Annotated in this window: 24 protein-coding genes; 4 read left to right on the top strand and 20 right to left on the bottom strand. The window is 34.5% G+C overall.

Features of this window, described 5'->3' with window-relative positions; all coding sequences use genetic code 11:
- The first annotated feature begins 41 nt into the window (after positions 1-41).
- On the top strand, positions 42-1,169 hold the full coding sequence (locus DF185_RS07260) for a twitch domain-containing radical SAM protein (RefSeq protein ID WP_165835971.1): 1,128 nt from the start codon (positions 42-44) through the stop codon (positions 1,167-1,169).
- A gap of 82 nt (positions 1,170-1,251) precedes the next feature.
- Here the strand turns inward: DF185_RS07260 and DF185_RS07255 are convergent, their stop codons facing one another.
- The 16 genes from DF185_RS07255 to DF185_RS07180 form a co-directional block, all read right to left on the bottom strand.
- Complete coding sequence (locus tag DF185_RS07255) at positions 1,252-1,857, bottom strand: outer membrane beta-barrel protein (protein ID WP_110360072.1); 606 nt, start codon at positions 1,855-1,857, stop codon at positions 1,252-1,254.
- Between the two features lies 1 nt (position 1,858).
- Positions 1,859-2,635, bottom strand: a complete 777-nt coding sequence (locus tag DF185_RS07250) for a hypothetical protein (RefSeq protein WP_110360071.1) — start codon at positions 2,633-2,635, stop codon at positions 1,859-1,861.
- A 28-nt stretch (positions 2,636-2,663) separates the two neighbouring features.
- A complete protein-coding gene (locus tag DF185_RS07245; protein WP_133249991.1) occupies positions 2,664-3,248 on the bottom strand; it encodes a hypothetical protein in 585 nt (194 codons plus the stop codon).
- 80 nt (positions 3,249-3,328) lie between these two features.
- Positions 3,329-4,078, bottom strand: a complete 750-nt coding sequence (locus DF185_RS07240) for an energy transducer TonB (protein WP_110360069.1) — start codon at positions 4,076-4,078, stop codon at positions 3,329-3,331.
- Positions 4,079-4,158: 80 nt separating this feature from the next.
- Positions 4,159-4,593, bottom strand: coding sequence for a hypothetical protein (locus tag DF185_RS07235; RefSeq protein ID WP_133249990.1), 435 nt, complete (start codon positions 4,591-4,593; stop codon positions 4,159-4,161).
- Between the two features lie 11 nt (positions 4,594-4,604).
- Complete coding sequence (locus DF185_RS07230) at positions 4,605-5,309, bottom strand: DinB family protein (RefSeq protein WP_110360067.1); 705 nt, start codon at positions 5,307-5,309, stop codon at positions 4,605-4,607.
- A 69-nt stretch (positions 5,310-5,378) separates the two neighbouring features.
- Positions 5,379-5,792, bottom strand: a complete 414-nt coding sequence (locus tag DF185_RS07225; protein WP_110360066.1) for a hypothetical protein — start codon at positions 5,790-5,792, stop codon at positions 5,379-5,381.
- 46 nt (positions 5,793-5,838) lie between these two features.
- Positions 5,839-7,179: a thioredoxin family protein gene (locus tag DF185_RS07220; RefSeq protein WP_110360065.1), complete on the bottom strand. Its 1,341-nt coding sequence runs from the start codon at positions 7,177-7,179 to the stop codon at positions 5,839-5,841.
- An 86-nt stretch (positions 7,180-7,265) separates the two neighbouring features.
- Entirely contained in the window at positions 7,266-8,603 is a 1,338-nt protein-coding gene (locus DF185_RS07215) for an outer membrane protein assembly factor BamB family protein (protein ID WP_110360064.1), read from the bottom strand.
- Positions 8,604-8,678: 75 nt separating this feature from the next.
- Positions 8,679-9,296, bottom strand: coding sequence for a hypothetical protein (locus tag DF185_RS07210; protein WP_110360063.1), 618 nt, complete (start codon positions 9,294-9,296; stop codon positions 8,679-8,681).
- A 112-nt stretch (positions 9,297-9,408) separates the two neighbouring features.
- Positions 9,409-10,128: an ABC transporter ATP-binding protein gene (locus DF185_RS07205; protein WP_110360062.1), complete on the bottom strand. Its 720-nt coding sequence runs from the start codon at positions 10,126-10,128 to the stop codon at positions 9,409-9,411.
- Positions 10,129-10,179: 51 nt separating this feature from the next.
- Complete coding sequence (locus DF185_RS07200; protein ID WP_110360061.1) at positions 10,180-11,652, bottom strand: DUF5687 family protein; 1,473 nt, start codon at positions 11,650-11,652, stop codon at positions 10,180-10,182.
- Positions 11,653-11,726: 74 nt separating this feature from the next.
- Positions 11,727-12,143 carry a flotillin-like FloA family protein gene (locus tag DF185_RS07195; protein WP_110360060.1) on the bottom strand — a complete coding sequence of 139 codons (417 nt, stop codon included), beginning with the start codon at positions 12,141-12,143 and terminating at the stop codon, positions 11,727-11,729.
- A gap of 30 nt (positions 12,144-12,173) precedes the next feature.
- Positions 12,174-13,001 (bottom strand): hypothetical protein, encoded by an 828-nt coding sequence (locus DF185_RS07190; protein WP_110360059.1) that lies wholly within the window; start codon positions 12,999-13,001, stop codon positions 12,174-12,176.
- A 2-nt stretch (positions 13,002-13,003) separates the two neighbouring features.
- A complete protein-coding gene (locus DF185_RS07185; RefSeq protein WP_110360058.1) occupies positions 13,004-13,699 on the bottom strand; it encodes an OmpA family protein in 696 nt (231 codons plus the stop codon).
- Between the two features lie 6 nt (positions 13,700-13,705).
- Positions 13,706-14,902, bottom strand: a complete 1,197-nt coding sequence (locus tag DF185_RS07180; RefSeq protein ID WP_110360057.1) for a hypothetical protein — start codon at positions 14,900-14,902, stop codon at positions 13,706-13,708.
- A gap of 1,623 nt (positions 14,903-16,525) precedes the next feature.
- On the opposite strand from DF185_RS07180, the gene DF185_RS07175 reads away from it, so the two are divergent.
- Complete coding sequence (locus DF185_RS07175) at positions 16,526-17,443, top strand: carboxypeptidase-like regulatory domain-containing protein (RefSeq protein ID WP_110360056.1); 918 nt, start codon at positions 16,526-16,528, stop codon at positions 17,441-17,443.
- 426 nt (positions 17,444-17,869) lie between these two features.
- On the opposite strand, the gene DF185_RS07170 is transcribed toward DF185_RS07175, so the two are convergent.
- From DF185_RS07170 to trhO, 4 genes are all read right to left on the bottom strand, one after another.
- A complete protein-coding gene (locus tag DF185_RS07170; protein WP_110360055.1) occupies positions 17,870-18,478 on the bottom strand; it encodes a hypothetical protein in 609 nt (202 codons plus the stop codon).
- A gap of 232 nt (positions 18,479-18,710) precedes the next feature.
- Positions 18,711-19,634: a hypothetical protein gene (locus tag DF185_RS07165; protein WP_133249989.1), complete on the bottom strand. Its 924-nt coding sequence runs from the start codon at positions 19,632-19,634 to the stop codon at positions 18,711-18,713.
- Positions 19,635-19,960: 326 nt separating this feature from the next.
- Positions 19,961-20,956 (bottom strand): tRNA dihydrouridine synthase, encoded by a 996-nt coding sequence (locus DF185_RS07160; RefSeq protein ID WP_110360053.1) that lies wholly within the window; start codon positions 20,954-20,956, stop codon positions 19,961-19,963.
- Between the two features lie 247 nt (positions 20,957-21,203).
- Positions 21,204-22,274 (bottom strand): oxygen-dependent tRNA uridine(34) hydroxylase TrhO, encoded by a 1,071-nt coding sequence (trhO, locus tag DF185_RS07155; RefSeq protein WP_110360052.1) that lies wholly within the window; start codon positions 22,272-22,274, stop codon positions 21,204-21,206.
- 354 nt (positions 22,275-22,628) lie between these two features.
- Here trhO and DF185_RS07150 point away from each other — a divergent pair, with 354 nt between their 5' ends.
- Entirely contained in the window at positions 22,629-23,675 is a 1,047-nt protein-coding gene (locus tag DF185_RS07150) for an NAD(P)/FAD-dependent oxidoreductase (RefSeq protein ID WP_110360051.1), read from the top strand.
- Positions 23,676-23,834: 159 nt separating this feature from the next.
- On the top strand, positions 23,835-24,848 hold the full coding sequence (locus DF185_RS07145; protein WP_110360050.1) for an NAD(P)/FAD-dependent oxidoreductase: 1,014 nt from the start codon (positions 23,835-23,837) through the stop codon (positions 24,846-24,848).
- Positions 24,849-24,871 lie beyond the last annotated feature (23 nt).

Genomic DNA, 24,871 nt, shown 5'->3' with positions numbered 1-24,871 from the left:
CTTTTCTTTGCTCCATGACAAAACAAACACCTTACTGCTTAATGCCTTGGATCCACTATCATGTAGGAAACGCAGGAAAAGTAAAGGCCTGTTGCGTGGCCAATATCCCTTATGGCGATTGTAATACGCAAAGCTATAAGGATATCTGGAATGGAGAAGAAATAAATACGATTCGTGAGAAATTCGAGAAAGGTGAAGCAGATAACAGATGTGGTGTATGTCAGCGTTTAGAACAAGCAGGAGGGAAAAGTATCAGACAAGAAACACATGAAAAGTTCGGAGAGCTGTTTGAAAAAGAACATCCTCAATTGCCCATTTACTTTGATATTCGATTTTCCAATGCCTGCAATTTTGCTTGCCGCACTTGTTGGCATGGAGCCAGTTCTGCATGGTTTCCAGAAGCGAAGCAGTTGAAGCGAAATTTGGGAGAAATAGCTTTATTACAAAACATTGCTGATTTTGATAAGTTTATTGCAGAAAGTGGAGAAGCCTTGCTGCAAGCCAAAGAAATCTATTTTGCAGGAGGCGAGCCTTTGGTTACCAAGGAGCATTATCAATTGCTCAACTGGCTGGTAAAGCATAAGACAACACAAATGAAATTGCGATACAATACCAATTTTTCGGTTTTGAAGTTTGGTGAATATGATGTACTCGAATATTGGAAACAATTTCCCGAAGTTGAAATTCTTGCTAGCATAGATGCACATGGAAAATTAGGAGAATACATCCGTAAAGGTTTCAATTGGCAGCAGTTTCAGGAGAATAGAGACGCAGTTCGACCTTTGAAACACATTCGTTTTATTATTGCTCCAACCATTTCTGTTTTATCCATTAAGAATTTACCTGAATTGTACCGAACCTGCCTGATGGAGCAGATTATTGAACCTGATGGCTTTTACATTAATATGCTTGATAGACCACTATATTACAATACCAAAGTGATGCCTGAAGAACTTAAGCAAGCCGTTGTTGTTGAATACCAAAGATTTTATAGCTGGGCAGAGAAGAAGCAAATTCCTCAATCAGTAATAAACCAACTAAAAGAGTGTGAAGCATACATGCTAAGTGAGGACCTTTCGAAATATTGGCCTCAGTTTTTAAAGGAAACCAAATTGATGGATGGGATAAGGGAAGAGAGCTTTGTTAAATTAGGAATTCCCAAAGACTAATTGTGTGTCGCGGATATTTGATACAATAAACTAAAGCCCAGATCGTAAGACTGGGCTTATTGATACAATATAATAATCAGACTTATAGGTTATAACTTATTCCAATTCTGATACCGCCTTCCAGTAAATGTTCATGATATTTTTCATGAGAGAACGGAATAAGTGCATGAGATTTAATGTAGGGATTTACAAACAGGCATGCACCACATGTAAAGTCATATTTCATACCCAATCCCAATATACCTCCTATACCCGATTGAGAATCGATGATGCTTGAATCTGAGGCATCAATATCGATTGAGAACCCCCCATTCAGAAAGAAATATTTTCCAAAATTTGTTCTCATTGTTAATGGTATGCTTACCATTGAAAGATCACTTTTCGATTGAATAGCCTCATGTCCAGGAATAAAATTTGGCTCAGAAACAACTGAACAATGAAGGTACTCTATGCCAGTTTCCAGTTCTAACCACTTGTTAAGCTTATGAGTATAGTTGATTCCAATAGCGTAAAAGTTTTCACTATCGTAGCTTGCAGCACCAGTCAAAGATTGAAAGTGGACTACATCGCTATCTGCAAAAGAATAAGTAAGGCCGATTTTGTTTCGTGAGTTTTTCTTAGATATTTCTTGTGCATTACTATAATTAAAAGTGAATAGTAAGCAGGTTAGAATTGCTAATGTTTTCATTTTATTTATCACTCTTAGTTGTTAATACTTTATTTTTAATCGATGCAATATGTTTATGCAGTTTACGGTTGTCAATTGTATAAACCCAAACAGTATCTGTGTACATGTACGATTTTACAATGCTTTTTAAATCAGGAAAAATAGCTGGTCTTGATCGGCCATTTTTAGAATAGTACAATCCATCTTTGTAATACATGCCATGATTGATTCTGTCTTGTTCTTGTAGAGCTAACAATGCCTCTTTGGGCATATTGTGTTTGTTCTTCTTGAATTCTTTCCATGAGATTGCCTTACTTTCCAAATTGATAGCGTCCAATACAATAAGGTAAGTTTTGGAACCAATTAAGGTTTCAGAATCAAAGTAAGGATGAGGATTAATATTGTTATTCTTGAAAAAATTCTCCAAGGCAAAAGAAAAACAAGTTTGTCCATCAAATTTACATGACTGAAAATAGAATGCTGAATCAGCCTCAATTTGTGGCATATGCTTTCTATCTTTCAACTTTTCCATCATTGCTTTAAGTTCCTTAAAACGTTCTTGAGGATCTCTAATAAACTGATGTATTTCAAGTACCGTATCTAGAATGTGATAATTGAAAATACTATCTGACTTTTTAACTTTTACAAGCTCTTTGTTTTTATCTTGCTTGAATTGGTATTGATAAGTAATGTCATGTCTTGTTAAATTGTCGACATATTGGATTTGTGATTGTGGAGAACAAGCCAACACAAATAATGCAAGCATTGCTTGAAGGAATTGGTTCATATATTTTTTCATTATTGGGTGTTTTGGTTAGGAAATATATTTATTCATCGTATATCTTTAAATTCTCTTCTTCAACTTTTTTCCATAGAGCTTGATTATCAGGATCAGCCCAGGCATTTTTAACTGCCTCGATATATTCTGGATGTTTTCTATGCCTGATTTCCAAAATACTTTCTTTAGGTGTGATGATGAAGAGAAACCCGAATACTCCAACAAGGATAATTCGTTTTAAAATTTCAAAGTAGAACTTGTCTTTTCCAATTGAATATTTGACTATAGAAACTATGGTAGCAATTAATAGTCCCAATATACCAGTAAGTAAATTTACCTCTGCCATTGGATACAATTGCAATTTGAATAGCATTCCTATAAGGCTTAAGGATAAAACCATTCCGGTAAGAACTGTTCCAAAAATTCGTAATTTACTAACATTCAGGTAAGCCTCTTTCTTTAATATTCTCGTGAAAGGAATTTTGTTGAATAAAGCAAAACTTAAATACATGTATAAAAGTGCTAAACTTGTAAAACCCAATGCCGAAATAACTCCATTAAAAGTTACATGATTCATGCTAAGTATTATAGATATGAACGCGATTATACTTAGTACTATTTCTGTTCTTTTCATGTTTAATAATCAATTTGTCAAACTTGTTAAACTGCATCATTCAGTTTAACAAGGATTTTGAATGCTTCATTATATGGAAATCAAAAAGATTGACTTTTAGTTATAATACCATAGTAGACCATTTTAACCTGCCATAAGTAAGCTTTGGTGCGATCGTTTTTGGAAAGATTCTGACCATTGGAGAAATCAATAATAAGAAATGATTTAGAATCAACAGCTTCTCCATCTTTTAATGCAGGTACCCAATTGTAATCAAGTTCTTTAATTGTCTTGATTGCTTTTTTATCGTATTCTTTATCAATTGATTGTTCAACTTTAATATTCTTTAAATTACCATCCTTGCTAATTACAAAGGAGTAGATGAATACTGTTGGAGTGCCATTTTTGATCACACTTTTGGGTATTGTTAAAGATTTCGCTAAATCATACTCAGCTTGATTTTTAAATCCAATATGAATTTGAGGACTATCCACTTTATCTAGGATGTATTTATCATCTTTCTTGATATAGGTAGAATCTTTTGTAATTCTGTACCTGTTACTTATTAATTTATTTGTACTGAAATCATACTCTAAGTATGGAAATTTACCTCTACCGTAATATTTCCAAAGACCGACTTTTTTGTCATCCTTATAATTACCACTAATTAAGGTGTCATTTTTGCTAGTGTCTATATAATAATAAAATCCCTCTTTTAGTTTACTTTTTTTCTCAATTTGGTATACTTCTTTGTGAATGAGGTTTATTTTTTTCTTTACGGTTTTGTACTTTTTTTGTCCAAAACTTACAAATGAGAGCATAAGTAAAATGTAGAGTAGTGTAATTTTCATGTGTTTTTAATTTTTAATGAATTTGTATTAAAATTTTGTGATTGTTGATTATTAATTCTGGAAATGGGATTTGCAAATGCTTACTCCATTAACTTCAATCTTTCCTCTCGACGGAATATGATCTTGGCAGAAGGAGTGAGGCCAATTTCCAATTCGATTTCCTCCAGATTCATACTGTCAATTTTTACTTCCCCTTTTATTTCAACAGCCTTAAATAGACCAATTAATATAAAATTGAGAAACTTGTTCTTTTTGGTTTTGGTCAGAATGGCTTCCTTCTCTTCGGAGCTAATTTCATGCACTTGCTTAAATCGTGCAAATAGGCGAGGCAGAAGAGCTATATCGACATCCAAACGAACCAAAACAAAACCTGCTTTCTCAATATCCGGTAGAGCATCATTTAACTTTTGTATCCCAAGCTTAAGTTTATCTTTGCCCGAACTTTTAATATTGCTCCAAAGCTCAGAACCTTTTTTCTTTGCACCATCTAGTAAATCATCAAGTGTGTTTGCCATAACTATAATAATTAATATATCTGTACTTTGTTTTTGTGTTTTTTTCCGTTCTTCTTTGCTTCCATACATTCATTGATATGCACCAAAAGATGTCGGCTAGCAGGCATAAGTAGAATCCCTGCTATGTTTTTTTTACCCCAAAAATCAATAAGCCAGGATGCTTTCTCATCTTTTGCTACTGCACCCAATGATATGATCTTTTCTATTCCTCTTTTCGATACTTTGTTCTTTAGATCAGCATATGTAAGTGAATTTACAATTTCACGAGTTCTTTTACCTACGAGTTTTCTGTAGTTCCTTAAGGCTTTAATATTTATTATCTTACTAAACTCGATTATTTCGTCAGGTTCTAAAGCATTACCAGTATCATAAATTGGTGAATTTATTTCTTTCAAACACTTGTATTCATCAATAACTTGTCCTTTTTCGGCTACAAGTAGATTCATTGTAATATCCTCAATTCGTGTTGAGTGCCATATTCCATATGCTACAGTTCTTCCTTTTTTATTCTGACTGATACGAAATGAGACATCATCCATATCCTTCCATAATTCATCTTCGAAAGTAAAAAAATCAACTTTCGAAACATCTGAGGCATGAACTCTGGCATGTTGATCAAGAAAGAGTTTAATTGCTTCCTGAAATGAGGACTCTTTACCTAACAAATCTCTTAGTCTCTTTTGATTTTGATTCCAAGTTTTCCTGGTATATTCCATTTTAATATTTCTTAGGATTAATTTTTGTGAAAAATGAGCACATATGTTTCCCCATATTTTGTAATAGAATTATAAATTAATCAATATTGCAATAAAGGTTATGACTCCAATAATTGTGGTAAATATTCCAGTTTTCCTGGATTTGGTCCAGCCAGAAAGAGCGATTAAAACTGAAAGAGCAATAATACCGAACATAAATGCCAAGAAGCCTGTAATTTTAGGAAGTCTTAATTCGGAGGAATCAACATTGAGAGGGAATCCATCCGTGGTCATCATCACAATTTTAGTCATGGCAAATAGTGTAATTAAAAAGCAAGCTGCTGCTATGGTCGTAACTTTTAGAATATGATTCGATATTCTTTTTTCCGTGTTGCTAACCAATAGATTTGCCAATACAGCAATCGAAAAACCGCTCAATAATGAACTAATTACAATTAATTGATTGGCAATTTTGTTTAAATACTCAGGTTCTAGTTCTATCATTTTCTCGAGTTTATGCTGTTTTTGTATTAGTTACCAATGGGAACATTTATTTCCCAAATACCATTGTTGTGCTAAAGAAAAATCCTCTATTGGAAAAATCCATATTGCTCGATGAACTGAGATCTGCCAAACCATGCTGATAGCCAAGAAATGCATCCCATGTACCAAAGGCTATATTCAATCCCGTTTTAATTCCATAGTCCCAGTTTCTTAAATGAGAAAGTTCACCAGTGTTTTTTCCTCCAATACGATAGGCGCAATAAGGTGCAAAACTGGCTCTTACTGGTTGAGGACAACCAACAATTTTGTGATTGAATATCTTGTAATTAAATCTTAAGGGTACTTCAAGATAATTTAATCGGATGTCTTTCGAGAGCTCTTTGCTGTGTCCTCCTATCGAGTTAAATATGAATCCACTTTGGAAAACAAATTTTCCCTCAAGTTTCTTTGGGGTATAATCCATTATAAATCCCAGCTCATAACCTGTCTTCGAGTGGTCAAATGCACTGTTGTTTAGTTTCATGCTGTTGATACCGACACTAATTCCTGGTCTCCATTCGCATGATAGCATCTTTCCTATAAACTTGTATGCAGCACCATGTTCTTTCATCGTAATTAAACTCTTGTATTTCGAAAGATCCATTGTGGCCGTATCCAATTCTAACAATCGTATCATTTCCGATTCATTAATACGACCGGCATGGCGAGCTAAGTATTTTTTATACTTGTCCTGTACAAATATGATTGGGCTAATATTATCCTTCTTCGATTTTTTTAACCATTTGGCGTATTTGGTTTCACCTAGATTAAAATCACTGGTAATGAATTTTCGTTCCGATATTTTGTTTTTTACTTTGGGAGCATCTAAGATCGACTTCATCGCCTCTCTCTCAAGGCTATCATTTAATCCATATAGAATGGTTATATATCTGGCATCTTTAATTCCTGCTTTTAATCCATTCTCTTTCTGGGATTGCTTGGTACTGTTAGAAATAAATTGCGAAAGGTCAGCTTTATCCATACCACCATCTTTACGCATTAATATTTCTTCCTTCGAATTAACAATTACCAATACAGGAACACCTTTGTCAATATTATATCGAACCTTTAATTCTCTTCCTTCCGGACTATCAATATCACAATAAACCAGAATGTGTTGAGCTAAAATCTTTTCGGAAACTTCAGGGTCTGTAAACACCTCTTTCTTCATTTGCTTGCATGGTGTACACCAACTAGCCGTAAAAAACAACAGAATGTTTTGATTCTTTTCTTGTGCAAGCTTTAGTGCATCATCATAACTCGATATACTGCTTTGAGCAGAAGCGATAGAGGTTAATCCAAATACCAGTATAATACTGATTAAGTTTTTGATGGTTTTTAAATTCATACTTGTATTTTGATTTGGTTAGTATTGTTTTAGGTTTTAAGAATTGGCTTTAGCAGAAACTTTCATTTATTTGTAATTGGTACATTCTAACTTGTTTTGTGATCTGATTTCGAAATGTCATAAACAAATAAACTATTGTTGTGACGTACATATAAACAGCCATTGTAAATGACAGGATGTGTGTAATGATCTGTCTTTTTTGTACCTGGAACTTTAAATTTTCCTCTGGTTTCAAATTTTTTATCAAGGGGATTAACCAGGTAAAAATAACCTTCATCTGAATAACAATACAGCAGAGAATCCGCAGAAATGATTGCAATGCGATGAGGCTTACTATTGCGTACAATCTTATATTTTTTCATTCCAGTATTCCAATCAACACAGTTGAAAGAATAATTGGCTACATCAGCACCATATATATTATCTCCCAGTATTACCGCATCTCCTTGTTCTGCAGCTAGCGATTCACATTTCCAAACTTCTTGTACATTGCTGCCATCTGCCGAAAGTTTTAATTTTACTGTGTGTCCTTTCCATCCATCTATAGCAAGGATATGTCCGTCTTTATAGATTGGAGTATTGGAATGAAGATCCGACTTCATCGGATGCTTCCACAATCTTTTTCCATTTGAAATGTCGATACCCACAATAGATTTTCGCAATTGGATCACAAATATTTTTTTTCCATTCCTTTCAATGAGAATAGGATTAGAATAGGCATTCTTTTCACCATTTCCCTTACTTGTCCATATTGGCTTACCAGTTTTACGGTTTAGTGCAACAACACAGGTTTCTGGTCCGGTAGGGGTGCAAATCACTTTATCTCCATCAACAATTAAATTTTCTGAGTATCCCGAGTTGTGAGGACGACCATTAAATTCCTTTTTGATGTCTTTTTTCCAAACTACATTCCCATTTTTAATATCAAAGCAATATACTACGCCAACACCGGTAAGGAAATAACCATAGTCACTACATATAATAGGAGTACCTCGACTTCCAGGATAATTGTCAGTAAATTCCAATCCCATCTTTTTCTTCCAAAGCAATTTTCCTTTGTGATTAAATGCCACAATAAAACTGGTGTCTTGCAAGCTGGCTACAGTATACACAACATCATCGGTTACAGCTGCCGAAGCATAACCAACACCAAGATCATTATATTGCCAAAGTAGTTTTGGACCTCCTTTTGGCCAGCGTTCCAGCAAGTTCTTATCGGGATATATACCATTCCTTTTTGGACCACGCCACTGTGATAGTATCTTACAAGATGGCGCTTTCTTTACAATAGCTTCGGCTTTTTGTTTCGTGGCAGTTTTCTTATTCTCGTCTGTCTTAGATGGAGTAGGTTTGCATTGACTGAGTATGAATAGCAATGATAATAGGAATGTGAGTAACGGAAGTGCTGATTTATGAGTGGTCATATTTTAATTGTTTTGGGTTTGTAGGTTAGGGTTTAACTTTTGTAGAGATAGGGATTTGCCTTTTTATTTAAGTTTCTATTCAAAAATCATCTCAAAAACGAGGTAGTGTTTTATTCCAAACTCCTTTCCCCAGCTCTCAATTTCTTTACCACTACTTTCTACAGCACACCAATATTTCATTCCATCTTTTTCATAAGGCAGAATATAAGCGAGTAAGTAGAATTTTTTCCCATATTCAATTTTCTCACCAGATACTTCAGCAACGTTTCTCAAACTATAATCATCAGAGTCGATTGCGTCAAATTCTTTTGTTGTGGAAAATCTCGGAAACTTGAAAGTCATTTTTAATTTGTTTTCCTGTGTCAATTTTGAAATGACTTTTAAGTTGAAAATCGTATCGTTTACTTTTGATAATTGCTGGAAGCTAATTTTAGCACTATTTATAATCGTTGTGTCCGATTTAATCACTCCATCCCAAATTTCCTTCACCGATAAATGGTAGCTTTTATCTTTTAACTCTTTGCCGGTAAAGCTTATTTTTAGATATTCAATTCCCTCAAAGCGGAGGATGTCACTTAATTCAGAATCAATAGATGAATAGGAGGATGTCATCTTTATAGCATTTTTAGATTCTTGTGCGTATGACAAGCCTGAGCTAATAAGGAATAATAAAATCAGAATATTTCTCTTCATTATTTGTGGATTTGGTTAGTATTCATATTAAAATTGAAAGAAGCACATGCCTAACATCTTCGCGGTGCTTAGCATGTGTGAATTCTTCAAAATATGTATAAGTAATTTGATTTTAACTTTCAGCTTTAACAGCAGCCTCAGGATTAAAATATCCTTCCAATTCTTCAAGTGTATCATTAGAAGTGAAAAGATCCTTAACTACCTGACCTTTTTCCAGAATCACGATGCGCTCACTTACTTCGGCAATATGATTCAAGTCGTGACTAGAGATGAGCATAGTTAGGTTCTTTTTCTGATGTAAGTCTTTCAACAACATCTTCAGGCGTATCTGAGAGGAAGGATCCAGGTTGGCAAAAGGCTCATCCAGAATTAAAACTTCGGGTTGACTAATGATAGCACCAAAAATGCCAATCTTCTTTTGATTCCCTTTCGAGAAGTCGCGAACATATTTGTTCTTATTCAGGATTTCATCTCCAAAGAAATCAGCAAAATCATTGTAAAATGCTTGCAGTTCTTCTTTGGTAACGCCATTAATATCAGCAATAAACTTAAAGTATTCTTCAGGTTTTAAAAAGTCAATTAAAAAGCCTTCGTCAAGGAATGAACCCGTGTAGTTTTTCCATTGACTGTCAGCATGTACAGCAATATTTTTACTCAATACCTGTCCACTGTTTGCTTGAATCAAATCTAGTATCAATCGAAACAAGGTGGTTTTACCTGCTCCATTATTCCCAACCAAACCAAAGGATTGACCTTGTGGAATCTCCAATTGTTCTATGTCTAAAACCTTAACGGCATTATATGCTTTGCCTAAATTATCTATATGTATCATGTTATTTTCTTTTAATCCGGATTATCTATTAGTGTTTCTTAAGGGTATTTATTATTTATCTCTAAACCCTTCTGACATTTGGTAGCGCTTGTTAATAAAACGTTGGGTGATGATATCCAGTAACTTCTCGCGGAATAATATTCCTAAAAGCCCTATGGTACCTATGATGGTAATACCAATATTGGACTGATCTAGTAAACCGAAAGGGATATATATTAATATTGGCAAAACCAGTAATGGAATGATAAGGACAAAATGTCTTCCACTCACGCCCTGGTAATTAAATGATGCACCTTTAGAAAGATCCATGTATTGATTGTTGTTTGTTGCAAAATAAAGGAGTAGTAGACTGTTAATGCCAATATTAAACAAAAAACATGCGCAGTTTACCAACAGAACATTTAATCCATAGTATACATAGAATGTAGATAAAAGAAAAAGAATGATACTGCTTGAAAGCATCAGGTAGTACTTGGCTTTTATATAGTCCTTATAAGTATTATTGGTGGTCAGCATCAAATCAAAATGTCCCGATTCCCAGGCAAAGAAGTACAAACCAAAATTCATCATAAAACCACCTGAAATAAATATGCCTATGAAAATCAGAAAGCCATTCATATCCAGATTTTTCGGATCATTGTAAAAGAACAATCCATAAAGCAGGAACAGAGGTGCCATAAACAGCATGGTTCTGGTGCGTTTGTTTCTTACGCACATTTTAAGCTCCAGTAGGGCAAAGGTTCCTATTTTTCCGAAGCGATCCAGGTAGTTCAAATTCTCTAAACTGCTTCTTTGGTTGGTATCGCCCTTTCCAAAATCTTCCAACGAAAAGTGATTGTATAGTAATTGGAAATTCAGGTAATAAGCCATTGCAAAAAGCAATAGTCCCGTTAGTAACCACAATGGCTGAGCAATTACTTGCATAAATACAAGGGAAGAAAAAGCCTGAAGATCGATAATGGCAAACTGATCCAAAAAAAGCAGAGCCGCAACACTGGCAAGGAACAGGTAAAAGACATATTCATGTTTTATCTGCACTCTTTTAATGTAGATAGACAGATAGTTCACAAACAAATCACCAGTCATAACAGTAGCAACAATCACCCAAAAGCTATAAGCATCCATCTGCTTGTGCAAACCTAGTGTAATAGCCAAAACAAAACTAAGCGGCAGGATGTTAAGACTGTTAAACAACGGTTTGGTCAACATGAAATTAACCAGCTTGCTTTTCTTTATGGGTAAAATCAAATAAGGCTTTACCATTAAAGTTGGCAGTTTCTGTAGCATGTAGCGAAACAAAAGAATGGCCAAAAAGAAATACACTCCATAGCGCATTAAATCAGCTATAGGATTTGCCGAGCTTTTGGCAAGTGCCGAGCCCAGGTAAAAGCCTCCTCCCAATAATTCGAGGAATAAAATGAAAAAGACAAAGCCCATGAAGACTTTAATGCCAACACTCTTGGAAACCGCCGCCGATCGGGTGGCCGCTTTCCATTGATGGCTTAGTAATGTGAATTTTTGCATATCTGATGTGTTAAATTTTCTTGTTTTGATTCAAGTTAGGTTATTCTATTCGTGTTATCTATTAGGAATAAACTTTACTCAAAAATCTTCTCTTCTTCTTTTCTCAATTCCACTTCTTTATGCACTAACTTCACTAGATCGATGCCTTTAAAGTCTGATGAGCATGCATTTTTAAATGACAATTTTAATCCAGCGTGTTTTGCGGCAACTAATCCATTAATAACATTTGCAGTATTGCCTCCAGCTAGGGCATGAGCTTCCAATTCAGTTCTGTTTATTGGAATACCACCTTTGTTTGCTGTTATCAAACCCATTACAATATCCTGAATAGGAGATTTTCTCAGTCGCATAAATATTAATTCCATTAATGTAAGATTTACCCCTGATAGCAGTGCAGAAAACCAGAGTGCAACTGGGACTAAATAGAAAAATACTGGTATTCCGATTAATACCGATACAATTAATAGAATAATTGTGCTTATGTCGTTCATAGTGTTGTTTTATAAGTTGTGGATTTAAAATTACCTTGTATATAATAGAATAAAGCTATTATAATCAGATGTGTTTTTTAAGTGGTGATGTTGTGGCTCTTCTGAATGACACTTAATACATAGCCCAATTAAGTTTTCATCACTGCAGTCTTTCTTATATCCGTTTTTGTGATGAAGATGAAGATACTTAGTATTATCGCTTAAGTTGATTTTACATTTTTCACAATGGAAGTTTATATTTCGCTTGTACCGATTACTAATAAACTTCCAATTGGGAGGATATTCATCTTGGTTAAAGTCATTTTCTTCTCGTTTGGGATTGACTCCATGTCTAGTCGTGTCATATGATTCAAAAAAATCAGCGATATTAAAATTATTAAATATCTCTTCTCTTTTAGATTTATAATAGTTGTATCCCTTATAATTTAATTCTCTAAGGCAATTTTTACATACATCTAACTCTTTCCAATAAGTTTTTCTTGAATAATCATCTTGCAAAAGATTCAATTTAAATCTAGTTGATGGATTATCTTTATCCCTATATGCAGCTACATATCTTTCTATTCTTCCATTATCAACATATGATCTTAATGTACTACATCCAGCGATATGATATTTGGGAGTGTGGCTGAAAGGTTCTCTTATGTATAGTAAAACAGGTTTGCCTGTTTCTTTATGGAGGATTGTACCGTCATCATTTACATCAACATCTTCGAAGAAATCCACTTCTGCGCCATCATCACTTTTTAAAATTTCAAATGCAGTTTGTTCAATTTGAACATCTGTTAGTTTTAAAAGTTTAGCTCCCATAACTTTTCTCAACGCATCCAAAGTATTAAACTCGACGTCTATTTTCATATTTATTGATTTAATATTTTGACCATTCTTTGTTCTGCATTGGTTTTAATCCGAAATTCGACTCTTCTTGATTGTGATCTATTTTCAATACCAGAGCTGTCAAGTTTTATTCGACTAAATGAAAGCCCTGTTGCTGTTAGGTGTTTCATAACCCAATCCTTTTGAATGTTAGGAGTGAGATTACTATATATATAATTAAAGGTAGAGAAAGCTCTCCTTTGTGAAAGGTTCATATTATAAATATAGGATTCATCTTTATTCATACCAGCTTTTCCCTCACTTGAAGTATGACCTTCAATTTTTATTTCCTCTATGTCATTTATATATGTTGTATCTGTAATGATTTTTAAATAACGGGGAATAAAATCACTAAGAATTTCCTTGAATTCTGGTTTTAGTTGAGCTTGACCTGCTCCGAATAAAACTTCTGGAGATTTGAATTTTACAGAGATAGTGGTACTATCAATTTCAGCATTCCATTTTTCTAGATCATTTTTAAATTCCTCATGTAATTTATCGTATAAATCATCTTGTAATTTATTATATGTTACTGCAATTTCTTTTATTTTGTTGAATTGTTTTTTTACAACGAACATATAACTTATTGCGATAAAAAGGAATACCATCATCAAGACGGACATTAGGTCGGAGATGTGTATCCACTGACTTTCTTCGTTATTATTATTATCTAATGCCATTTTATTTTAATTTTTTGCTTCTAAACGTTCTGCTAGATTTACAACTTCTTTTAACTTGTTTGTTAATGGTACATAGTCTTGAACAAATTTGTTAGATACAGAAGCAAGTTGGTTTCCTAATGCTTCAAGTGCCTTAGTAAGCTCAGAGGAAAGTGCTTCATCAAGCTCTTTAAACTGCTTCTCGATACTAGCATTGACATTATCTATTCTGCTAAGTGTAATTTCTTTGATTTTATCTTGCGCTTCAGTAAGGTTGACACTCTGTTTTTGAATTTCATCAATTGATGATTTAATTCGATCTGTAAAATTACTGGTAAGTAATTCAATATTATCATTAATTTTAGGTAGAGCACTTTTAGCTTGATTACCCAACTCAGCAAAACCATTCAATCCAGATAAAACATCACTTAGTGCTTTTTCCATTCTTTGACTAGCATCAATTAAAATAGTAGAATTTGCTGCTAATTTATTTATTGCAATTTCAGTGGAAGTCATACAATTACTTGTTTGTTGTAACTGTGCAATAGATAATTCAATTTGCTCTTTGTAATTTTCTTGCCATACTAATATTAACTTCACAGCATGATTTAATTCTTTGAAGTTTTCTCCGAATTGCTCATTTATCTTTGTATTAAAGTCATGCATAACATCTGTGAGGGCATCAATTAAGGCTTGAGTATTATTAGCAACCATTTTATCAGCAAAAGTGTTAAATGATTTATTTAGCTCGTCTAATTTGTCAGTTGATGTAGTTCGTAATTTTTGTATTTGAGTAATGATTGTAGAATCTCCATCTCCTGTTAGTGACTTAATTAACGCATTATTAGAGATAATCTGATTATCGTTTATATCTTTTAGTAGTAATGCGAGAGTTTCAATACTTGCTCCTTTTGAGTCATTAGGTTTGCGATGTATCCCATAAATGCTTGGCTTTATTTTTAGAATTAAGGAAATAGTCATTCCTCCGATAGAAGTTATAAAAGCTAAAGTTAGACCTTGTAGAAGCTGAGGAATACTACCCTGAATGTCATTTACATTAAAATCTAATAATCCTTTAGTTACACCAATAAAAGTTCCAAGTATTCCCAAAATTGTAGAGAAAGAAGCAAGCTCTTTTGAAGAGAATTTATTTCTAAAGAGTCTAGGAAATAAAATGATAATAAATAATCCAATACCAATTAAAGAATAGTCAAAGTAGTTCATTATATATTTTTATTAAAATTAATAAATCAAGTTTTATTAGAATTGTAATTCTTTGTAAATTAATTTTATTTTAAATTTAATTTTCTATTCAATTACTTATGAGATCTTTGATTTGATTCTATCTCTTAATATAATAGGTATAGGTGTATAAAAACAATTCAAGCCTACCAAATTTAATAAATCTATTACACAATAACATTTATTTTTATAATAAAATATATAAACCTTATGTAATTTTGGTTGATCCTAAATAATTAATGGCTCTGCATGATTCATAGTGGGTAATTCTTTAGAATTATCATTACCGAGCTTCACTTTACCTCAGTGCTCACTATGGGCATTGGAAGGTCAAGCTAATTAGACGTAGAAAAAGTTGTATTAACTATGGCTATGTCAACCTGAGGGATATTTATCGAGAGCGATTCGAAATAAAACTTTGCTATGGAATGGCGAGCAGTATCCGATTGGCTTGACTTTTGAACGATAGAGAATAACCCAAATAAAGAACAAAACTTAATGCTTTGAAAGATCGGCATCATCTACGTAAGTGGGGCCCCATAGGCAGAGAAAGCGACAAATAGAAATGCTGTCGAACGAAGCATGAGTGAGACTATCTATTTCTATTCGCTTTTGAGCCGTATTGGGTCACTGAGTAGGTGCGCCGTAGATTCTTTGCTTACTTTCTCATCAATGGAGAAAGTAAGAGCCTATCCGGCTAGAGGATAAAGAGACATTCGATTGGCTCGACTTTTCTGTTTCGTTTTAGATCTACCACAACAAGGTGGAGTTCATGAACAATAGTAAATAACCCAAAGATGAAACCGGTTTTGGGAGAAGTGCCAATTAAACTAAGACAATATTAGAGCAAAACCCATCAATGAAAATTTTTTATGTAATCATTTATTCTTAAATTGATTGGATGTTTGCTTAAACTCTGCATTCAAACCTAAACAGCGTAAACAAAGCAGCACAATACGAGAGATTTTGAGGAGAGAGCATTTATTCATCTTTTAAAGAATCGATTATGTCGGACCAACAAAATGTATGGGAATACCCGGTAGAAAACATTGTACTACCCGAAATTACAGACGAACAATTGTATGAACTCCTTAGCACCATTGCCTAATGGGCTTACAATAGCATTTTGTAAGCAAAAACTACAAACAAGGGCATTTACATTTCTAACATAGCCATTAACAGTGCTGATTAGCTAAACAACACACATGTTATATCCAATGAAATAGCTGTTTTCTAGAAAGACATGCCTGATTTACGAAACGACACGTTTGAAATGCGAAAAGACATTGCTGTTTTAAGTAAATACATGGCTGATTTATGAAGTGATATGCATGAGATTCCAAGAGACATAGCTGATTTACAGAACGACATGGGTGAAATGAGAAAAGACATCGCTGTTTTATGCAAAGACATACCAGATAAATGAAGAGACATAGCTGATTTATAGAACGACATATATGATATGCGCAACGACATTGATGTTTTATAAGCAGACAAAAGAAACAAGAAAGGAAACATTGTATACCATAGCACTACATTTAATGATTGATCCATGAAATCAAATAATACAACTACTAACTTAAGGAATACATAACACAAACACTTATGCACAAAAGAATCAGAGCCAAAATCGAAAGCTACATGTCTATTCAGAACATTTTAAACCAGAACCTGAATCCTTTTGAATCCGATCCTTCAGCTAAATTGCAAGTTCAAAGTTTTTTACAGAATTGCAAAAGGCTAGAGAGCATGTTTGTAAAGCTGAATCAGCCTACAGAGTGGATTACAGCTGAAAACAACAAACTGTTTAAGCTGCTTGTAAAGAAAGCACAAGTATTGGAGATTGCCATCAATCGTTTGGTAGCAGATACCAATGATATGGAATTGCTAATCAATTTGAATATACACCTTCGAAACATCAAAAGGGGAATACAGCTAAGGAGAATCAATTCGGGCTATTTACTGCATAATTTGTGCGAGAAATACCAAAATCAATTGGAACAATACGGCACAAGCCACGAGTTTTTACAGGTCTATCGCCAAATCCTTCTGGATATAGAAGGCAATATTCTCAATAAGAAAAAAATAAAAGATCAGAACGAAAGAAACAGAAAGGAATTCAACGATTTGGTTGCTAGTATCAATCAATTTTTAAAGGACAAACTCGACTGGACCATCAATTCATACCAGGATTCTCATCCCGAATTACACTTCAAGTATCATTCAGCTCGTAAGCTAAAGAAATCCAACTCAAGACATTATAGTATACGTGGATCTATTGTAAACAAAGACACTGGACAGCCCATTTCATATGGCACCGTTAGCGTTTTGGAGAACAATATGCAAGCAAAAATTACCAAAAATGGCAACTTCAATTTCATGAACTTTCCCGAAGGCGAGTTCACACTTAAAATAGAAAATATCCGATACCACCCTAGCCAACACATCATAAAACGATACAGTACCGAACACCTAAATCTTAAAATCGAATTGCAAGCATTACCCGTTGCTCATCCTGGCTAATATGGCAAGCCTAATGTTATCCCTGATTTGTAATCAGGGATTATGGAGTATTGAATTTTAAATTCCATTAAAAGAATTTCTGTGAATTAAGGCACGACCGTAACTATCATTTCTTTTCATCATTAAGCCGTGATGGGACACCGAGTGTTTCCACCTAGTCCCGATCACTATTGGGATTGGTTCTCTTATAGTAATGATAACAGAGCTTTGCGAGCATCACGAATGCCCATAAAATTATAAATGATTAAAAGTAAGAGTTCGCCTGATCTAGAGACAAAGAATTAAATACTATCATCGCAACAAGCCCACTTAATCATATATCATTACCTGTTACAAGAATATCAATTCCAAATCATAAACCCAAGGCGAAAGTCGCTAATGCCTCCTTCCCCTGGGCTATATGATCTGTGCCTTGCAGGCAAACCCCTACTTAAAACGATAAGTAACACCATTAATGGTCGCACTTTCAATGGTATCACCCAATCCCCATGCATTCGAAAAATTATTGATTTCCCCTATACCAGCAGCAAATACGATGGTATGCTCTTCATCAACAATCAACATTGCATTGTAAAAGAATCTTTTGCAGTTTTCCAATTCGGTATCATCAAACTCAAAAGTAATCTCAGGAAGAGATGTAACTGTCCACTCATCTTCTCGTCCAATCGAGTTGTTAATGTATGTCCAGCAATCATCAGCATTTAAGTTAAAGTCGGCAAATAAATACTCTCCTGATTGATCACTATTTAGTTTGTAAACCTTATTGTTGCCTGTTGTTCTAAAGTAGGTTTTGTAGGTATAATATAAAGTATCAGCACGATAAGTTTCGTGCGTAATCTCCCTGTATTCTTTGTTGTTAATCATTTCCGATCCGGTAACCTTTCGAATATGATCTTTATACTCCCAGGTATCACCAATATGAATGGGAAAATAGTCGGTCGATTCAATGATTGGGAAACTGGTATCATCGCTATCACATGCAGTAAACAATGCGATAAGTACAATTAAGTATGGTACATGTCTTTTGGCTTTCATAGGGCATCTTTTTTTTGCTTGTTTCAATAAAACTTACATGAGTTAGATGCAGAAAGTACAATTGGTTGCGTTAGAATCTTTTTATTCAACTTTCATTTGTAATATGGAAAACTGAAAAAGAATGATTCTCAGTTGAATCAGGACGGTTTAAAATATCATATTTATAATAAAGGGGCAACACTTCAATTTAAGTATTACCCCTTTGTAATTTATATTATCTGTAAGGATGTTTTTATTCCACCATGGTAAAGTCGCCAGTAGCTATGCTCACTTTATAAGTTCGTTCGCCTCTTTTTCCATCTTTTTGGGTGTATTTTATTTCACAATTTACATACCCGTCTTTTGGTTGGCTAAAGACAATTACATCCTTTCGGATGTCTGATGGTAGGTCAGATAGTGGATTTTCACTTTCCCACAATATTTTATTTGTTTTAACGTTTATACGATAGAAATTATTACGAAAAGCAATACAATCTTCTAAAGAAATTGGAGTATAATATTTGCTAACATTAAAATTACTTGTTTCAAATTGGTTAATTCCATCTAATGTATAGCAAGTCCATTTCTTATAATCCACATGTAGAGTTGTAGATGAAACTATTATGCTATTATTAAACCATGGAGTAACCCCTGTAAAATAAAAGCTTGATGCTGGAATAGAGAAACTCTTTATACTATTGTAATTTTTATCTGAAATTAAATATAAATGGGATGTTAAAGATTGTCTGTTCATCAAATATTGATCACCATTTGCCATTCCCCAGAGAAGAAGTACATAATTATCTTCAGATTTATGAATGTGTCTAATTAAAAAATCAGAAATACTATGAGTTGAGGATACACCATATCCTTCGTCAATATTTATGATAGTGTCTAGTTTAATTTCTTCATGCGAAAAAATAAGTGATTTATCTTTTTTATTAAATCCTTTAATAATAAGCTTATCCTTTATACGACCATTAAAATAAATATTATTGGTATCCAATCCGATTTTACCTGATTCGAACTGTGCGCCAGTATTGAACAGGTTATATTCATCCAATAATTCTTCGAATTCATTGCTTGGTTTTAATTCTTCTTCAACAACAGGAGAATCACTACCCGAACAGGACAGCATCAATAATACAATGGCTAATCCATAAAAGAGCTTATTCATTTTCATATTTAATTTACTTGCTGATTGTATTTTAAAATAAAACAATCAATTGGTTTGTAATTTATCTTAACAGTTTGCTAAAGATAAAAAACAATAAGTCATAATCATCATCAATGTGTAATATATATTAATGCAAAATAATTCTTTAGTTTTAATTGAATTATTTCATTTGATGAGATGTAACTTGTTTACATTAATACACTGATTTTTCTTTTAAACAAGAACCCATTAAATGCTACAGGTAAAGTTCTTTACAGAATCATCAATAAGAAGGAATAATATATTTAGGGATAGCCAAAATCACTTCATTGTAATCTGATTGTTGTTTACTTATAACTGTTCACTGTAAACTTCCTAACAGCTTCATAAACCTCCTCAGCATTTCTGGTGTTCATCAAATCATTACGCAAGGAAGAGGCACCACGAAATTCATTGGTATAGATTTTAAAGAAACGACGCAGAATGGCAAAGTTTTTCGAATTGCCCCATGTCTTATCGAACAAACGCGTGTGTTCCAACATCATGTCAAGTTTTTCTTCCATTCCAATCTCTTTCTTTTCAGGATGAAAGAACCATGGATTCTTGAAAATTCCTCTTCCTATCATTACACCATCTACGCCATAAGTCTCACACTTTTCCAATCCTTCCTGATACGATTCCACATCGCCGTTTCCTATCAGTTTGATGTGTGGAGCCAATTTATTTCGCAATTGCACCGCTTTCGCGATTTCGTTCCAGTCGGCCAGGCCTTCGGACATTTGTTTCTGAATTCTACCATGAATGGTTAATGCATCAATAGGCGTTTGCAACAAATGAGAAACCCACGATTCGGTAACCACCTCTTTAAAACCGATTCGGGTTTTTACGCTCAGTGGCAAATTGGTAGCTTCCTTAGTTGCCAATATAATCTCTTTGGCCAAATCAGGTTGAGCAATCAAAGCGGAACAACAACCATTTTTTACCACATTCTTCACCGGACACCCCATATTGATGTCTATGCCATCAAAATCGGTCTCGTTCGCAATGTATTGTGCCGTCTTGTAATACTTTTCAGGATCCTTTCCCCAGATTTGCGCAATCAGCTTTACATTCTTTTCTTTCAGTAATTTCTTTTCCGATTCATTAATCTGCAGGCGATGCTTTACCTTATCGTGTCCAACTGGGTGACACATGCCTTCAACAGATGTAAACTCTGAAAACAGGAGGTTCAGCTTGCCACTTGCAGCGCTTTTTAAAACTACCTCTCGAAAAGATGTATCCGTAACATCTTCCATTGGAGCAAGCGAAAAGTTTGGGGTTTGTATGTTGTGCCAGAAATTCATTTTATTCAATTATCGATTATCAGTGAGCAGTTGATTTTAGATTCTTCCCATTTCAGGATTCCACTGATGTATGTAATTTTAATATTTAAGACAAATAATATAGACCTACAGTCCTTTAATTTTAGAATTCTCCCTTTATAGGGGAGATCCCGATAGGGAGAGGGGTGTTAACAAGCTATAAAAACTTCTCTTTATCAACTTGTAGATCATAGCCATTAATACCATTCTCTGTATTGTATTTTGATTATTATGATTTGGAACTTTTAAATTTATTCTTATTGATTCTTAATTGCGAAAGCTTTGGCCTGATTCTTTGTCTGTAGATTTGACTCTTGCTATACTTATCGTGGAATTTTGAACGCAATTTTATCCTTTCTTCCTCAGGCAATTCAATAATTTCTTTGCACTCATCGGTACAACATCCATTGTAGTGCTCACGACATTCATCGCACTGAATAAACAAAAGGTGACAATCATCGTTGGCACAGTTGGTATGCGTATCGCATGGCTTTCCACACTGGTGACATTTGGCTATTACCTCATTATTGATGCTTTCACCCAGTCGTTCGTCAAAAACAAAGTTCTTTCCCCTAAATTTCGATTCCAATCCAAGCTGTTTGATCTCTTGTGCATAAGCAATAATACCACCGTGCAACTGGTTCACATCTTCAAATCCATGATGTTTTAAATAAGCACTGGCTTTTTCGCAGCGTACACCGCCGGTACAGTACAATAAGAACTTCTTGTCCTTGTTCTTTGCATAGTCTCGAACGACTAAGTCAATTTCTTCACGAAAAGTATCCACGTCAGGACAAATTGCATTCTCGAAATGGCCCACTTCACTTTCGTAATGATTTCTCATGTCAATAATGATATTGTCTGGATTGCTTAACTCTTCATGAAACTCAACAGGAGATAGATGTGTGCCTACATTGGTAGTGTCGAATGTATTGTCATCCAAACCATCGGCAACAATTTTAGGGCGAACCTTAATGGTAAGTTTGTAAAACGATTTTCCATCATCTTCAACAGCCCATTTAATAGGCATATCAGCCAATTCTGTTCGACTGTTCATATCTGTAAAAAAGGCATCTAAGTTGTGCTCAGGTACACTCATTTGTGCATTAATCCCTTCCTTGGCAATATAGATTCTTCCTCTACAGTTCAAAAGGAACCACTTCTTGAACAACTCGTCGCGGTATGCTTTCGGGTTCTCAAAATTCACATATCGGTAAAATGAAATGGTTTTGCGCGCAAAATCTTCGGCTTCCATTTCCTTCATTAGCTCTTCTTTGCTCAGTTTATTATATAGTTGCATGTTGTTAAGTAATATGTAATAAGTATAAAGTGTCAAGTATCAATTAACAAGTACATCTGTCCTTAATGCTAATTTATTCCCTTCAGGGAAGATGCCTCCAGGCAGAGGGGGGCTTAAACCCGAACATGAATTAATAATTCAATCATCTTGTAACTTGCAACTTGATACTAAAAGCTTTTAATTGCTATTTAGAATAAATAAACATTGCAAAAGTAGTTCATTTGGATAAATCACAAAGCAATTGGCAATAAAAAAGGATCTTTTACTCTTTATTTGGTGGAAAATGTTTAGGTTTACTTATGAAATTCTTAACTTTTATATAAGAAAGTACCAATCGTCAACTTATAGAATCAAATGAACAAACAGTTTTTAATCGTCGGGCAAGGTATTGCAGGCTCATTGTTGGCTTATAACATGTATAAGGCAGGTTTAAGCTTTAAAATTGTATCGAGTCTTGAGCTTCGCAAAGCTTCGGATATTGCTGCAGGTTTGTTCAATCCGCTTGTGTTTAAACGATTAACCAAAAGTTGGATGGTTGATGATTGTTTGCCCGTAATGTTTGAAACCTACCGTGAGTTGGAAGAGCTGTTGGGGCATAAGTTCTTATATGAGAAGGATATTTTAAAGCCTCTATCCGAACATGAAAGCGTGATGTGGAAGGAGAGAAGAGCTCAAGACAACTTTGGCGATTTTATTTCTGATATACATGTTAATCATGTTGGCAAAGGCATCAAAGGAATGCATGCTTACGGGAAGGTTACCCAATCGGGCTATGTGGATTTACCAAAGATGCTGAAGAAACTGCGCAAGTTCTTTAAGCGAGAAGGACTAATTGTGGATTCATATTTCGATTACAAAGATTTGGGTTTTATCGATAAGCAAATCTCATGGCATGGATTAATGGCCGAAACAATTGTCTTTTGTGAAGGGTATCGGGCCACCGAGAATCCATACTTTGGTGATCTGGCTTTTAAACCAACAAAGGGAGAGCTGCTCGAAATACAATGTGATGAATTGCAAGAGGATTACATTTTGAACAAAAAGCTTTTTGTGATGCCTGTTGGAAATCATCGTTTCAAGGTAGGAGCCACTTATGATTGGACACAGCTGGATGAGGAAACCACCGAAGAAGCAAAAATGGACATCATATCCAGGTTAGATGATTTAATTGATTTGCCTTACAAAGTGATTAATCAATGGGCAGGAGTTCGTCCAACGGTTTCCGATCGTCGTCCTATTCTTGGAATTCATCCTTTGCATGAACACATTGCCATTTTTAATGGTTTGGGAACAAAAGGGGTAATGTTGGCACCATACTTTGCTCGTGAAATGACACGATTTCTTTCTGTGAGTGATTATCCATTAGCTCCTGAAATCGATATTCGAAGATTCATGAAGTAGTTTCATCCTTTGTTTTTTGTTCGACTTTTGTAAGCAAATGGTAACATTTTGTTAGATGTAGCGTACATAAAAAACAATTTACTTAAACTACAAATTCCTATGGATAATCAATTCCTGATTGTTGGACAAGGCATTGCCGGCTCTCTTCTTGCTTAAGATATGTACAAAGCAGGTCATAAATTTAAGATTGTTTCATGTCCCGAAGGAAGTTTGACTTCGGATGTTGCAACCAGAAGATATAATCCCGCTATTTTCGATAAACTTGCCAAGAATTGGAATGTTGATGAATTGCTGCCCGTAATGACCAATCTTTATCAAGATATTGAGAATGAACTTGGTCAACAGTTTTTACATCCAGTAGATTTTACCCAGCCACTAAACGAGAACGAAATTCGAGTTTGGAATGAACGAATATTCGATGGAGACTTCTCGGATTATATGGAAAGTGCCGACATAGGTTGGATAAAACGGGGAATGGACAACTTTAATCTGTTCAATCGAGTAGGGAAGTCGGGTTATCTCGATTTGGCAAAGCTTTTAGCAGAGCTGAAAAAGTTTTTTAAAGAAAAAGGCCATCTAATCGAAGCCAATTTTAAGTATCAGGATATTGGATTTATAAATGGGCATATCACCTGGCATGGCGTAACTGCTAAAACCATTGTATTTTGTGAAGGTCATCATGCAACAAAGAATCCTTATTTTAAAAACATATCGTTTATTCCAACAAAAGGAGAACTAATTGAAATAGAATGTAATAAATTGCCTGAAGATTACATCATCGATGAGAATCTATTTGTGATGCCAATGGGCAATTCTCGCTTTAAAGTGGGTGCAAGCTATGATTATTCAAAACAGAATGGAAAAACGGTTCTCGATACCAAGGCAGATCTGTTATCACGATTGGACAGACTCATTTCTTTGCCTTACAAAATTATTAGTCATTGGTCAGGCATTCGTCCAGCAGTGAGCGATCGACGTCCGGTTTTAGGCGTGCACCCCAATAATCAGCATATAGCTGTTTTTAATGGCTTGGGAACAAAAGGAGTGATACTGGCACCATATTTTGCTCGCGAAATGATGTATTCATTGGTAAACCGAAATTACATTCTCGATAAAGAGATTGATATTCGGAGGTTTTCAGAAGAATCAGTATCCAGAAGATGTATTTCATGAAGGCTCAGTTTATTCTTGTAGAA

Source organism: Marinifilum breve (assembly GCF_003202155.1).
GTDB classification, from domain to species: Bacteria; Bacteroidota; Bacteroidia; order Bacteroidales; family Marinifilaceae; genus Marinifilum; species Marinifilum breve.
Note: the sequence above shows the minus strand (reverse complement) of the source record. Positions and strands in the feature narration are given on the sequence as shown.